This is a genomic window from Ruegeria sp. A5 (assembly GCF_056543005.1).
In genome coordinates this window covers 141860-157481 of record NZ_JBQGAV010000010.1, presented here as the reverse complement: position 1 = coordinate 157481, position 15622 = coordinate 141860, and the positions used below count along the sequence as shown (strand labels likewise).

Sequence of the window (15622 nt, the reverse complement as noted above, 5' to 3'; positions counted from 1 at the left end):
CAACAAACGGCCCTGCATGTCAACCAGACAAACCAATACCGTATCAATCTCGCCAGACGAAACCTCAGCCTTCAAATGCTCAAATGTCAGCGTCGCGCTCACGATGCGTCCTCCCTGATCGTGATATCGTTCAGCGCCGGTTCAAGCAGCGCCAGTATGTCCCGGGACATGTTGGCAACCTGTACTTCATTGCCCAAAAGATCATTGCGCACTTCGATCATCACATTAGCCAGTCCTCGGCTGAGCGCATGTAGACGGAGCGAATGTGTCACTCCGTCCGCGGGGCCATAGGGTTCATTGCGTTTCGTACGGCGGAGCGGGATTTGGTCCACGTGATCCAGCATGGCATCAACCAGACGACTGTCTTCATCATGGAGCAGACCCAGTTCTACCGCACGCGGCTGCCCAAAATATACCGGCGTAAAGGAATGAACGGTTACGACGACCGTGTCCGGCCCGCGCGCGTCCAGCATCTGCGCAACAGCCTGACAGAACGGGATATATACCGATTGGATTCGCGCATCGCGTTGCGGTTGATCGAGGCCCACATTTCCCGGCACTTCGATCAGTTCAGATTTCTCGGGCATCGCGCTTGCCGCTTCGGGCGGGCGATTGCAATCATAGACCAGCCGCGACAACGTTGAGGCAACCACCGGCGCATCCAGAGCCTGCGACAACACCTGGGTCAGCGCCAACGCGCCAGGGTCCCAGGCGGCGTGGCTGATCTGATCAGCTTCGGACAGACCCAGCCCATCATATTCTTGCGGAATGTGGTTGCTTGCGTGTTCGCACAACAGAACAACCCGCCCCTTACCCGCTTGGTTCAGGATTTCGACCGATCCGGTCATCCTTTGACCTCGGTATCCGCATCCTGTTCCATCTGCGGCATTTCTTCGATCAGACGCGTTTCAAGCAACTGCCCATTGCGATACAAGATCGGATAGGCAACCGCCGCGATATGGCTGTTGAATTCGCGAAAGGCGCGCAGGGTTTCGAGGTGGATGTCACTGGTTTCAAAGCTTTCTGCGCTGCCATGTTGCAAGCGTTTAAGGTGGCGTTTGCGACTGTCACGCTCGGCCCGCTTGATTTCGGTTTTTTCCAGGCTCAGCAGACGCGCGCTTTCCAGATCGTCCGAGATCAGCACGTTCGAGGCCAGTTTCAGGTTGGCCACAATCCCCTCGTGCATTTCGACCAGCTCTGACCAACCTTCTTTCGAGAACGCGGCCCCCTTTTTGCGCATGTCATCCGCCAATGCCGTCAGGCGTTTGGCCACCACGTCGCCCGCGGTTTCCAGGCGAATGGCATATTCCATTAGGTCCCGCGCAATCTTGGCATTTTCCTTGCCGAACGCATCAGCGGGGATAGCCGCCACATATTGCCGGATACCAGAAAGGCAATCGTTCACATCAGTATCCATGTCCCGAATGGCCCGGATCTGCTCCTTGTCGCCGCTGCGATAAAGCTCCAGCGCAGGCCGGAACATCGAGCCAACCAAGTCGCTCATCCGCAGAAGCTCGCGTTTGAGGTTAGACAGGGCCTGATTGGGTCTGCTGAGGGAGTCGAGATCAAGTGCGCTGATCGGTTGCCCGGGCTGCGCGCTGCTTTCAGAACTTTTCGGATCGGGCAGCAGTTTTTCGAATGGCGCGCGCAGCATGCCGCAGAACGGCAGGGCCAGAACCAGAAGCGAGGCGTTGAAAATCAGATGTGCATTCACCAGCATCTGCCCGCCTTGCAGATCGCCCAATACTCCGGTTCGTAGCGCCATGTTGGCAGCAAACAGCGAGACAATTGACCAACTGCCCCGCAGCGCCAGATTAGCGAAGGGAATGCGCCTTGCAGACAGGGCCATGCCGCGTGTCAGCCAAACCGGGATGAAGGCGGACCCGAAATTAGCACCCAACACTAGTGAGAGCCCGGCGGCAAACGGGATCGCCCCGATTTGCACCAGGGTCACACACATCAAGATCGCAGCGACCGAAGAATGCATGACAAAGGCCAGCGCTCCACCGACTAGGAACGCTGTGATGTAATCACGCGCAAGATACTCGGCGATGGCGGGTAGAAAGGCGCTGTCACGGATTGGGTCCATCGCCTCGCGCAGAAAACGCAGTGAGATCAGTATGAATGCGACACCCATCAGAATACGGCCCAACTGGCGCGGTTTCTTGGCCTCTGTCTTGACGAACAGATAGCCGCCGACCGCAAGCAGCAGCGGCACCAACCAATCCAGTTTGAAGGACAGAACCTGAATGATCAGCGCCGAGCCGAGATCGCCACCCAGAACCATCGCGAGCCCGGTCGGAAAGGCCAACATCCCGCCCGCCGCAAATCCGGAGGTCAGCAATGCAACCGCGGCCGAGCTTTGCAAGACGACGGCCATTGTAAGCCCTACCATCGAGGCCTGCGCATAGCTGCGCTGCCCCGTCATCACCCGCTGAAACGATGCACCATAGCTACGCTCGATGCCCGTGCGCACCATGCGCACAGCGTAGAGCAGCAGCATCGTTGCACCAGCCAGACTTATGAGGAAACTGACAATCGCCATTCCGTTATCCGTTCACCAGATCAAGCAGCTCGGAATGCAGTTGCGGCGTGGCCGCCGATATGACTCGGCCGTCGGAGTTCAGACCTAGCGGCTTACCCTCCCAATCGCTCATGATCCCGCCCGCAGCTTCAACTACGGCGGAAACCGGCAGATAGTCATAAGGTTGCAGATCATAATCGATGACCGCATCAACATGGCCCATCGCAAGCAGTGCATGCGGGTAGCAGTCATAGGCAAAGCGTCGGGTCTGTCCCGAATTCATCAACCGATCAAACAGGGCCGGATGATCCCGGTAAATCTTGTCGCCTTCGTTGACGAAAAAAACTGCGTCGCTCAATTGGCGTGTAACGCTGACCGAGACAGGCTTGCCATTCAGTGTGGCCCCTTGACCTTTCATGCCGATCAGAAATTCGTTCAGGGCAGGCATGCCGATGACCCCCAATCGGGGAACACCATTCGTGAGATATCCCAACAGGAACCCAAACAACGGATGCCCCGACAGGAATGACCGGGTGCCGTCAATGGGATCTACAATCCAGACATTCTGCCGATCCTGACCTTCGAACCCCTGCTCTTCGCCAAAGATACCGTCATCTGGAAAGTTCTCAGCCAAATATTGTCGCACAACGGCCTCGACACCCTTGTCCGCCTGTGTGACCGGGCTTTCGTCCGCCTTGAACTCAACCCCCAAACGTCCCCGAAAGTACCCGCGCGCAGCCTGCGCGGCGATATTGGCGATTTCGGCGGCGTGAATCGCGATATCTGACGTACCTTCGGGCGTTGCAACGGTATTTGGTGGGGTTAGCATCTGTTTTTGTCCCTCATTGCAATGCCTTAAGCAGTATTCAGAGACGCCGTCATGGTACAGGTAAACTGGATGACTAACGGATCGCCATTGCACATGGGTGTTCCGGTTGTATCGTCACTCTGCGATGCTGCATTACGCAACATCTTTTAAGCATCAACGTCACAAAACCCCACACAGCACAGCAACATTAACCCACAAAAAACAACTTATTCAACCAAATTATTCCGTTTTTGGTTGATTAGCGGTTTCGTTTGTGGATTTTTGAGCGGTGGGTATCGCCATTCCGAGGCAAAGCAGGCAATACCGCCGCGTAGTTTTGGCAGGAATACACGCGCAGGGCCAAAGATTCGGTTCAGCGATCAGGAGCACCGGGATATGACAGACAAACACAACGTCCTGTTTATCATTACCGACCAGATGCGGGCGGATTGTTTGTTTGGGGCATTGGAGGCCCATGTTGACCTGCCTCACATGCGCGCATTGATGGAGGACAGCGTTTCTTTCACGCGGCACTTTTCCGTTACCAACCCCTGCGGGCCATCGCGCGCCTCATTGCTGACCGGGCAATACGCGATGAACCACCGGTCGGTACGAAACGGCACGCCCCTGCGCCACGATGCACCGACCATCGCCAGCGAGATGCGCAAGGCAGGGTATCTGCCGATGCTGTTTGGATATACCGACACATCACAGGACCCGCGCGTGTTTGATGCAAAAGACCCGGCGCTCAGGTCATATGAATTCCACATGGCCGGTTTTCAGGAAATGCTGGAAATGCGTTTGGAGATGTCATTCCCATGGCGTTCTCATCTGAAAAACCGTGGATATGAGTTCGAAAACTATATTGACGTGTTCAAACCGGTCGCACCCAATGGCGGCCAGCCTGCACTGAATGACCCGGCCTTCTACGCAGCCGAGGATAGCGATACCGCCTTTCTAACCGATCGGTTTCTGGAAACCATGCCGGCGTATGCGGATGATGACAGGGGATGGTTTGCACATCTGACCTACATTCGCCCGCATCCACCGCTGGTAGCCCCGGCACCATATAACCGAATGTATGACCCTGCCTCGCTACCATTGCCATCGCGACTGCTAACCGCCGAGGCCGAAGAGGCGTTGCATCCGTTTTTCGCTCCGGCACGGGCCAACAGCACGGTTGCCGGGTTTGTTGAAGGTTTCCCGGACCTTGAACCGACGGACGAGGTAGTGCAGACGCTGCGTTCGATCTATCTGGGTCTTGCCACGGAGGTAGATCATCATATCGGCCGCGTGGTTTCGTTTTTGAAAGAGACAGGGCAGTACGACAACACAATGCTGGTGGTCACCGCAGATCATGGCGAGATGCTGGGGGATCGGCACAGTTGGGGTAAGATGTCGGTTTATGATGCGGCCTATCATACACCCTTGATCGTGCGCATGCCCGATGGAGCCCGTGGTAAACGGGTCGAGGCACCCACGGAATCGATTGATATCGTTCCGACGATTCTCGAATGGATCGGGCAGACAATACCGGATTCCATGAATGGGCATTCGCTGTTGCCCTTCCTTCAGAGTGAATCCTCAACCCCGGCTGACTGGCGCCGCTATTCATTCTCGGAGTTGGACTTCGCTGATCCGCTGAACCCAACCCGCTGGCAACGCGAACTGGAAACGGGGTTAGAGGACAGCTGCCTGAGCATCCTGCGCGACAACCGGTTTACATTGGTTGAGTTTGCGGCTGATCTTCCGCCCATGCTGTTTGACGGTGAAGGGCAGGGTGAGATGGAGAACGTGGCAGAACATCCTGAACACGCCGCCACATTGGCACGCATGACACGCGACATGTTGCGCCACCGGATGCGGAAAATGGACAAGACCCTGTCAAACTGGATGATCACCCCGGATGGTCCGCGCCATCCGTGACGTTCCTATATGGCTGAGGATCGTCAACCACCCCAGGTTACAGTCATCAGCATATCCTCGAACTCTGCGGTGTCGAAAAACAACACGATCTCACCCGTTGGGCCTGCGGGTAACGGAACCGTCGCCAACTGACCAACCGCCAGATCGCCCAGTTCCGGACGGCGGGTCAATGTGTCCTGAACCACACCTCCGTCGCTGGTATCAGAACGATCAGACACCGTGATTGTTGCCGGAGCAGCATCCAGACTGCTTTCAGCAAAAAGATCGCACCGTTTGAGCGTCGTGAGGCGACCAGCCGACCAATAGGGATAGTGCTCGGGTCGGAGTGTCAGCCGCAGCTCGTGACGCCCACCCGCAGCGGGTGTTTCGCGGCAGAAGCGTGCCCATTCTGTCGGGAACTCGTGCCGCAGTGAAAATAGCCGCACATTGCCCACAGTCCCGTCTGCCGCAATGTCAGCCTTCAGTTGATCAACGGCTGCATTGCGCACAGGCCCACCGCCATCCCGCGCAGTGTAGCGCAGGTGCAAGACGACGTCCGAGATCGTGTCATAGTCGAACTGCTGCGGATCGCCCTGCGTTGGGTCCGCCGGCAGCTCTAGCCGCCACTCGCTGACTGCGCCCACATTTTCGAATGGTAAATAGCGATCATCAGGCATGCCCTCGAACTGACCGGTTTCCATTTGCGCCGCACTGAACACATTGCTTTCGGCGCTGTGAATATCGGCGAAACGGTCGTCTTCGGGGCCCGTGCGAACATAGCCATCCCCGATATCCGGTCGTTGCCGGATGCTGCTCTTGAGATGCACAAGTTTCGCATGGGTTCCTATATAGGGCCCGGAAACACAGGGCAGGCTGAGCGCAACACTCTTGATCCGGCGGAAGTAATGGCCCGGCCCATCCAGATCGAACTGGGCCTCGGGGATTTTAAAGGTACACCGACCTGTTCTTCGCAGATTGACCAGGGCCAGCGGATCGATTTGTAGCAGGCTGACATGTTTGGTCAGCTCGTATTCGTTGCGATTGTGCTCGTGATACGCAAGCTCCATCCGCTTGACGTCCAGCAGCAGCGCCTCGCCTGAAAGAAGCCCCTTGCGACCGCCATCCCAATAGTTGAACTGCACCAGAGTTTTCTGATCCAGCTCGGGCCGCATCAGTTCGGCTTTCATGGTCTGCTCGGCACGCCGCGCGGTATCGAAGGCAAAGCGATAGTACTCGTAATACAGCTTTGACAACTCGCCCTGCAGCCAGCCGTAGAGTTCTTCGTTGGTATATTTATCCTGCAGGAAATCGCGGGTCTGTTCGGTCAGACGGATTGCCTTTTTGACGTTCAGATATTCGCGATGCTGCGCCTGTTCCGCGATCAGCGACGTCAGGATCTGACGCCCGATCTGCATCACATCATGGGCCGCCAGATTGTGCTGTAAAATCCATTCGTCGGCGCGGCGTTCATAGGCGGCAGCGCGGGACGCCATCCCGGCCTGATCACGGTTCCAGTCCGCGATCATCCCGGATACATCCCCCGCGATCCGCATAACCGAGGACAGCACGGTTCCCACCTTAAAGTCGATGGTGCCGCCGAGGCCCCAATAATGCAGGTCCAGTTTCGGGTCGGGGATCGGGGTAAGCGTTGCCGAGATCGAGTGGAACACCGATTTGGCCAGCGTTGTGTCCCGGGCTATTGGCAACAGGATGTTAAGTTCTTCATTCTCTTTTTTCGACAGGTGAAGGTCTCCGTCCCCAGTTTGGCCTGACGTCTGCGCGCCATCGCCATCGCCCGGACGCTCAAGATCGGGAAACTCCAGCCGCTGAACCGGCACGTCATATTGCGCAACAAGGGCTTCGTAGGCTTCGTCGAAATTGGCCTTCGTCAGGGTCTGTCGGGTCAGCTCCAGGGTTTCGGGCGCATTTGGATCAGCTTCCTGACCCAGCAAGCGCTTGTAGTAGTTCAATCGCTCAAGCGCCGCGCCACGGCTGCCGATCAGGGCTTGCGTCGCTGCCTCGGTGTTTTTCCATTGAAGGTAACGCAGATCGACCTGCAGTTTCTGCAAGCTGACTTCGTGACCTTGCCGCAACAGGGCAAGTGCCTCGGCGTCGCGTTTTTCCAAGGCGGTCAGCAAGGCCGACCCGATATTGCGGACCTCTCCGGCCAATTCCGCCGCCTTCTCGATCAACACGCGCGAGCGGACGGGGCTGACTGGTTGATTCAAGCCTGATACGACCGAGCCGATATCCAGCCCAGCCGCTGCCGCCTTGACCAGCATTCCGGGATCGATCGGCGGGTCGAACAGCGCAAGCGGACGAACTTGTCCTTCGATATCCATGCAATTGCGGATTTTGAACAATCTGTCCGCAACCGTATCCCAATAGCCCAACAGCTTTTCATTATGCGGGATGCAGAAATACAGCGTGCGGGCCATACCGAATAACGGCGCAGCACTGTCGTTGGTGCCCGCACCCGTTGGCGTTGTGAAGTTGAAGGGGAACGCGCCTTCAAGCTCGACCAGAGCATTGCCCATCGGATCAAGCCCCTGCGCCCGAAGCTGCGCAAAGGTCCGCGGTGTCGTGGTTCCGCCCGCAGGTGACCGCTGCGGCTTGTCGCCCAGCAGGTTCGAGGCGAGCACATAGATCTGCAGCGCTTCCATGATGGCTTCGCGGGTGAATTGCTGGAACAGGTTGTCACCCCAGGCAATCAGATTGTCGAGGTACTTCATCACCACGTGCATCATGAATGAAATCGTCCGTGTGCGCGCGACTGCAAAGGGCTGAAACGGGGTGTTTCGCACCGCTTCATACCCATTTAGGATCGCTTCTTTCTCGGCCAGTTCCGCGTCGGTGCATTCGTCGTTTGGTTTGCTAAGCAGGGTCAACAGCGTATCGATTGACTGGGCTTCGCCTTCGCGAAAGGCGAGGAAACGCCAATAGCGTGTTGGCACCGGCACGTTTGGGTCATTCTCGGTCGGATCGAAAATCAGATGGAACCAGCGCTGCGCTTCGGCGAAACGTTGGGTCTTGGACAGGTGCACCGCGATGGTCAGCGGCACATGGAACATCAGTTCCCAATTGTAGTTGGCATAGGGCCCACCCATCCGCGTGTCGATTTCCTTTGGAAACGAATGGATGTCGATCTTGTCGGTTTCCTGCGGGGAATAGAGCAAATTGAAGAACGACTTGCGCAGGCTTTTGTGAAACTCCGGCGATAGCATCCCAGGCACACCTTGCGTGTTCAACCGTTCGATCAACTCTGACACGAAGGGGTGGAAGAAGTTCTCGAACGTGTAGTCCCAGTGTTTTTCATAGCTGATAAGCTTGATCTTCTGGGGGCCGAAAATGTCCTGATCAAGCAGGTGATGATAGCCGTAAGTGCTGATCTTGCTGGTATCCATGATCAAAGTCCTTTCCGGTTCAAGTGCGACGCATGCGGACGGTGCTGCCCATCGGGCCGATGTCGCGGTCGCCAAAGCGGACCGTGCCACCGGTGCCCAGCGCTGTGTGGACAAAGGCATCTTCGGTCACGAATGCACGAAGGGTGCTCAGGTCGGCGCTGCCAAAGCCGGGGATTGCAGTCACCTGTTCAATCCGGTCGGGCTGCTCGGCAAGCGGCTCGAATGCCAGCACCATGGTATCGATTGTCGGGTCAACCTCGGCCACGCGGCCAAAATCAAGCCAGGTCACAACTTCGACGATCCGCTGTTTCGTGGACACGTAGAACACATGCCGCGGGTCGGCATAGAAGAACGGCGACTCCCAGGCTTCTCCTTTGGTCGGGTGATGCGGCTGCGTGGCCTGATCGGGTGCTTTGTTCGACAGCAACCGATGCGTGATACCGTCATGGGAATAGAGCGCGGCAAGGCGGTTTGACCCAGTTGACGTGATCCGTTTCGGCAAGAAATGCGGCGCCTTTTTGGGCGAACGCGTATCGGGAGTACTGAACGTGTTGTACATGAAGAACGAAACGCCCAGCCAATCCTTGTACGAGATCGATATCCGCATCCCGTTGGTCCATGGGAACGAAGACAGGCGAATACCCTTGCGGAAATTGCGCATCTCTCGGGCCGGAACGTTTTCGCGCAGCAACAGGGGCTCATCCGGGTCCGAGCTGCGTGGCGGTTGCCACATGCCATCCGCCCGTTCCGTCCAGTTCAGCATGACCTTGACGTCGAAGGTGGGCTCATCAACATCCATCAGCGATGACGCCTCCACCTCGGCCAGCGGGCCTGATCCGGCATTGGGTGTTCCCCGCGCCGTGTTTTCAGGCATCATCTTGATCCAGAACAGGAACAGACGATTGTTCCAGACCAGCGGCATGACCGGATTGTCTTCGATATCCAGCGGGATTTTCTCCCACGCGCTCCAGGACCCGTAGGCACGGGTCCGGTGGTAATAACTGCGCTTGGCCCCCGCGGTGCGCCCGATAACATGCAACACGTCGTCTGCAGCACCGGGATCGCCTTCGATCTGGTAGACACCGCATACTTCCAGCTTGGCTACCTCTTCCAGTTTCTGCAGATACCCGATCAGCGAGGTGGCTGCGCGTTCCTCGGTGATGTCACCCTGCAGCAATTCACTCATCGCCTCGCGGAAGAAGGGTGACTGGTCGTCGCGCAATTCCGGCTCCATCCAGTTTTCAGGGTACAGGAAAATTTTCCGGTTTGCCTCCCACACGCGGTAACGCTTCATCCACTCCCAATGCTTGGACCGAAGGCTGGATGCGGCTACACGGGGTTCAAGGTTCATCAGGCAGCGCTCGGTAAAGATCTGTACCGAGGACAATGCGTGACGAACCCGCGAAGTGAGCATGCACGGCTCCATCTGCACGTCCATCAGGAAGTATTCGAACAACTTTTCGGGCGTGTTGATATGCGCCGCATCCGGACGCCCGCGCAGATCGTGCAGGATATGCGCCACCAATGCATCACGCTGGCGCTTGCGCAGGCGGTCATTGATCGGTTGCAGGATTTTGAGCCAGTCATCCGGGCTGTAACGCGCGCGAAGGGCAGCGCGGAAATTCCGCGCAATGGGTCCGGTTGGGGCGGGTGTTGCGGCAGCGATAAGCGCTGTCGCCGGAATCCCAAGTGCCGTCAGCCATTCGGCGATGTCATGAAGCCGCTCCAGAACGGCCAGATCGCCAATATCGGCAGGGGTGAGTCCGAAATGTACCAACAGGGCGGCGATATCCACGGGATCCCAGCGCGTGACTTGGAACAACTCAGCCTCGGCGTCGGCTATGGCGACCGCTGGATTCTCGGCTATCGAGACCAGCCGGGCATTTTCAGGGGCATAAGTCGCCTTTAATCGCGCCATGCGCAGGTGGGCCGTTAGCACCCCCATCAGCGCGGCAGAGGTCGGATCATCGGGTGAACCGGTGATGGGCAGGCTGTTTGGCCAGGCCGCACCCGCAATCTGCAAATCGCCATGTGTCGTCAGGTGCAAGATCTCAGCGACGTCAAGTTTCAGCGTTTCGGACAACCGGGCAATGCGGCGCGTGCGCAAGTAGGCCGCGCCCAGATGCGATACTGGATCAGCCGGGTAGAGATGCGAAGCGCCGATGACCTCAGTTCCTCGGCCCGGTGCACTCCAACGCAACGCCAGTCGGTCGGTCACATTGGCCACGCCCAGCGCGATTTCGACCAAAGTGCCTGCGCGAAGCTCGATCGCGTTGGTGTTTGACCATATGCCGCCCGCCTCTGTTAGAAGAACAGGTTCGCCTGCGATGCTGAGTGTCACGGTCGCGCCCGCATCAGCTTCGACAGCAATGTTGAAGAATCCGTTTTCAGGCGCTTCCAGATATCCCCGTAACCGGATCGAAATCGAAGAACCTGGTGTGGTTTGATTGTCTGGCAGCACTGTTCCAGTGGAGGCAAAATCAATCGCGCCAGATATGGTTTCGACCCGCGCAGGCGGTGCAGTGTGGGCCGGACCATCGCTGATTTCAGCACTCAGACCCCCGGATTCGAGCATCAGGGCATCCTCAAGCGCGGAGCTGGCTGGATCAGTCGCCGCATGCAGAACCTCGGCCTTTTCGAACAGGACGGCTGCCAGATCAGCCTCAACTTCGATCGCGGTACCCAGAAGCTGCAGCGCCACCTGGCGTTTCCGTCTTGAGATCAGCTGCGGCAGGATTCCTTCAAGCAGGGCACGATAGGCCTCGGCCTTTGACGCGGTTGAGCTGCGGTATGCGTCGTGAAGCGGGAGCAGCTCGGGGAAGCGGGTGAAGAATGGCTGTGATTGTGCCTCGCTGGCGTTGAACAAAGCGTCAATTGCTGGCGCGAAGGCAGCAGGTGTCCCGGCGACGGCTTGCAGGGCATCTCTGACAGTGGCCGACATCAGCCCGTTGAAAACCAGAACCTTGCGGAAATCGTCATAAGCGATTTGATCGGGCGCCTCGGCCAGGATCGCCGGCTCTAGCGCAGGGGCAGAATGGTCATAGGTAACCTCGGCCGAGGATGTGGCCTCCAGATATCCGAAGAACTGCTCGGTCGCTTCGGCCCCATAGACCAGAGCCATGTGGGACCGGGCAATACCGCCATCGGGATCGTCCACCAGAACAAAGTCATTGGTGATCGCCGCAAACCCTGCACGCAGATCGCGTGCCAGGGTCGTGATGTTTTCTGCGGGCGGTGTCGTCTGGCCACTTGGGTCATGGTTCAACAGCAGCGCCAGCGCTGTTTCCAGCGACAGGCCTAGCTCGGACAGGCGATGCACCAGATCGATAACCGTCAGCAGAGCGGGTGCAGTGGCGTCTTGCGGGCCATAGGGGTCAAGACCGGTGGCTTGCAGCAAACGCTCCAATCCCGGCACGCTTTGCTCAAGCGCGCGCGCCAACCAGCCGCGACGGTAGATTGCGCTGACCGTCTCGATGGTCAGGGGTGTCGTGTCATCGAACCCCAAAACAGCGACGATCCGGTTAAATTCCGGACCCGTCAATGAAAAGGCCGCGCGCAAGGTTTCAACCTCGGGCAGCAACAGGGCCGCAGGGTCTGTAAGCACACCGCCAAAACCGTCCTCGGCAAAGGCGGGGTTTTCGCGAGCAGGCCGCTGGAACATTTCACGGAATAGCGCGGCGGTTCCATTGGTGCTGATTGGTCCAAAGAGGGCCAGGATCGGGCGCAGCGCGTCCTCGGGCCTTAGCTCCAGCGCATCAAGGGCCGACATGGCGATGCCCAACTGTGGCAGGAGCTCGGCAAAGCCGGCATCCATGCGAGCCAGGTCTACCTGCGCGTCGGCGCCGTCCGGCATCTGGTTCGTCGGATAAAGCGCCGAGATGATAGCATCCGTGTCGGCAATGCTAAGTTCCAGAACACGCCACAGACGGACGAACCGGTTAATCCGGATAAAGTCATTCCATTCAAGGCGGTTGGACAGCGGATCAGGGTCTGGGTGACGCAATTCAAGCGCGCTTAGGTCGCACATATCCGACGGGTCTTGCGGATTTGTAAGCACGATCAGACCCATGATCCGGTCGAAAGTAGTGTCATCAAGCAACCATGCCTCGATATCACCCCCAAAGCGTTCAGGCTCGACCCCTGCCGCCATTCGGCTTTGTAGTTCTGCGAAGTTGATCGCGCCGTCCCGGAAGGCCCGGATATCGTCGAAGCCCAGGCCAAGATGCTCAAGCTTCGGGATCAGCGCGGCTCCGGGGTTCACGAACTCGGTCTTTAGGATGTTCACGAGATCAACCGGCGTGATCTCGGTGCGGCGGCACAGGTCGCGCACGCTTTCCAAGCCATCACGCACTTCGGCTGCGCTGGCACCCGCATCAAAACCATAAAGCGAACGCACTGTCAGATCGGGTCGCGCTGACCCGGCAACCGACACGCTTTCGGTCAGGACGGCGTTGAGACCGCGCGAGATGTTCAAGCGCTGCAGCCAGATGTCGCGCCATCCGTACGGTGCATCGTCCAGCGCGTCTGACGAACGCAAGTCGGCCATAACCCGATGTAAAGGCGCGTCGAAACGATTGAACAGGGCCTTCAGTGCCTCCAACGAACGGTCAAACGGCAATGGGATGGGGAACTGGGCGGTGGCCAGCGTGGCATAGGCGGCATCGCGTACAAATTGAGGGCTGGCCAACAACTCTTCAGGCGGTGTTTGACCATCGGTCGAATGACCCTGATATCCACCCAAAGACATGCCGTTGACAACGAAATGCTCAAGCACCTCGTTCACCAAGTCGATGTATGGCACAGGCGTCAGAGTGTTTTCGCAAGTCAGAGGCAGGTGTTGAATATCAGGCCGCCGATCAAGCAACACATCAAGTGGATTGGTGAAGCCGTTCGGAATCTCGGTCGCGGGGCGATCGAGAAACAGCAGAAGATCGACAAGATAGGCTGCGGGGCTGAGGACTGACCGGCAATGCTCGCATCCGCAATAATCCATCGAACCGAAAAGCTCTTCTAATGTGGAGTATGCGAGCACATCGCCAAAATTGTCCGACCCGCCCGGGGTAGGGTTCAAAAACCCGTCAGCAGCGCCCACGCTGGGGCCGATCGCTGGCATCATCCGATGAGTCATATAGGCGGTGGCCAGATTCAGAACCGCTCCATGGACCTGTTCTGCCTTGCGGTAGATCTGCATCGCGACGGCCTCGTTCAGAACGGCCTTGTGGGCGCGCAGGAACTCATCTTGTGGCAGCGCCACGACCGTATAGGCCGAATCCAACCCTGCAGCCAACATGGCATTCATACTGCTGTCGTCGGGCGAGATCTGATAGACCCGCTGAATGCGTGAGATTTCGCGCACCACTTCTGGCGGTTCGTCCAGCGCATTTTTTGCAATAAAGCGCGCAACGGGCTGCTGGCCTATCTGGAAGGTATCGGCATGTTTTGCGAGGAAATCATGCACGTTATTCGACAGCCCTGTATCGACCAATGGCGTCTCCTGCGCCCGGACCATTTCCGCAACAACCGCAGTCGGGAAAGACAGCCGCACCTGAGCGGCCATGAATTCTGCATAGTTGGCGCGTCTTTCGGCGGCATCCCGGCCCTGAACTGCCTCTGGCACGGGGTCGGTGTCATCCATGATCGCGGCCCAGGCATCGGCTTTATGAAAACCCGCCTTCACTAGGCCTCCCAACGTACCGTCCGCATCGCCATCGGTGTCACGGTGCAAGCGTTCGACCAGCTTGGAGTTGTTGAGCGTCAGATAGGCAAGCTTGCCATCGGTCTGCAAACGGGCGGCTTTGTCCTGACCCAACTTACCCTCTACCTCGGTCCAGAATGTATCGAGATCATCACCATGCGCCGCATGGAGCGCGGCAAAAGTTTCACGCTCGTCATCCCGCGTCAGCGAAAGTGCAAGCAAAGGCTGCATTCCGGCCAAAGCCCCGGGAGGGGGCGTATCCAGCCGCACGCGCGCGGAGACTTCGGTAAATCGGGCAAGGGAGGCATCTGTCTGATCCGCCAGTTTGGCGTCGATCAATCCTTCATCCAGCGCGGATTTCCAGATTTGCGCCACTTTAGCAGGGGGCGTGCGGAAAACCGCGGTGTCATCGGCGGGAACACCTGCACGTAAAAGCGCATAGAACAGGCCAGAGTCGATGCGTTGACCACGCCGTCCAGCGGTCTTGTCAGACAACTGCTGGGATAGCGACGCCAGTGCCACGGCGCGCGCGTCCCAACCTGTTTTATTGGCCAGATATGTGATGTCCTGACGGGTGTCGCTTTCTTCAAGTTTCGACAAGGCACCGTTGAACTGACCAGAGAGCGCCTTGGTCAGTGTGGCGTGTTCTGAAGACAGTTTTGCGGCACTTTCAGCAGGCAGAACCACGGAAAGCTCGGAATCCGGTCCGGCGTCATATTCCACCGCCGAAGCGGCAACCACATCGTCATTCAAACGCACCTGCACCTGAAGGTCTGGTGCATCCTTGCCGCGCTTGGTGATCTGATCTCCGGTAAACACAATCTCGAAGGCACCGCGTTTACCGGTTGTAGCCTTCCCCAGTTCAACGTCGCCGCCGACACCTTTGTCGACAACAACAACAGCAAGGCCATCAACAGCCGCACTTTGCGCACTTATAACGCGACCGCTGACACGGTAGGTGCCAAAATCCGTCGGCGTGTCCAGTCGAGCGACCAGATCGTTAATCACAGCTGCCGTTCTTTTATCGACACTGCCGGTCGGGGACAGATCGGCCTCTTTCTGAACCAGGCGAACGGCTTCAGTGGTGCCTTTTCCGTAGGTCGGTGTGCGGCCATCCTTTTCGCGCGACACGATATCGGCCAGCGCTCGGCGCGCGCTGATATCATTGGCCAGCAGCAAGCCTTCACGCAGCAGTGCCAGCAAAGCGGATTGCAGATCGCCCACCGTAGCGCGGCGCATTCTGGGCTTTAGCGGATGCGTAACTTTGGTCATGAGGAGGTACCCTT

General features: G+C 57.9%; 6 protein-coding genes. 1 reads left to right on the top strand and 5 read right to left on the bottom strand.

The genetic code is table 11. The annotated features are described in order from the left end of the window. Window positions 1-98 precede the first annotated feature (98 nt). From ACR0AY_RS18945 to ACR0AY_RS18935, 3 genes are read right to left on the bottom strand one after another with little or no spacing between them, the layout of a single operon-like run. Window positions 99-848, bottom strand: coding sequence for an N-formylglutamate amidohydrolase (locus ACR0AY_RS18945; RefSeq protein WP_170515558.1), 750 nt, complete (start codon window positions 846-848; stop codon window positions 99-101). Continuing rightward, the gene (locus ACR0AY_RS18940; protein WP_170515555.1) at window positions 845-2545 is read right to left on the bottom strand and encodes a Na/Pi cotransporter family protein; all 1701 of its coding nucleotides are present in this window, start codon (window positions 2543-2545) and stop codon (window positions 845-847) included. The genes ACR0AY_RS18945 and ACR0AY_RS18940 overlap by 4 nt, the downstream gene beginning before the upstream one ends. 4 nt (window positions 2546-2549) lie before the next feature. Beyond that, window positions 2550-3353, bottom strand: a complete 804-nt coding sequence (locus ACR0AY_RS18935) for an inositol monophosphatase family protein (protein WP_170408817.1) — start codon at window positions 3351-3353, stop codon at window positions 2550-2552. A 375-nt stretch (window positions 3354-3728) separates the two neighbouring features. Between ACR0AY_RS18935 and ACR0AY_RS18930 the strand changes: the two genes are divergently transcribed. Beyond that, window positions 3729-5258, top strand: coding sequence for a sulfatase-like hydrolase/transferase (locus ACR0AY_RS18930; RefSeq protein WP_170515552.1), 1530 nt, complete (start codon window positions 3729-3731; stop codon window positions 5256-5258). 23 nt (window positions 5259-5281) lie between these two features. On the opposite strand, the gene ACR0AY_RS18925 is transcribed toward ACR0AY_RS18930, so the two are convergent. Continuing rightward, entirely contained in the window at window positions 5282-8641 is a 3360-nt protein-coding gene (locus tag ACR0AY_RS18925) for a Tc toxin subunit A-related protein (protein ID WP_170515542.1), read from the bottom strand. A 19-nt stretch (window positions 8642-8660) separates the two neighbouring features. After that, window positions 8661-15608 carry a neuraminidase-like domain-containing protein gene (locus tag ACR0AY_RS18920; RefSeq protein WP_170515539.1) on the bottom strand — a complete coding sequence of 2316 codons (6948 nt, stop codon included), beginning with the start codon at window positions 15606-15608 and terminating at the stop codon, window positions 8661-8663. Window positions 15609-15622 lie beyond the last annotated feature (14 nt).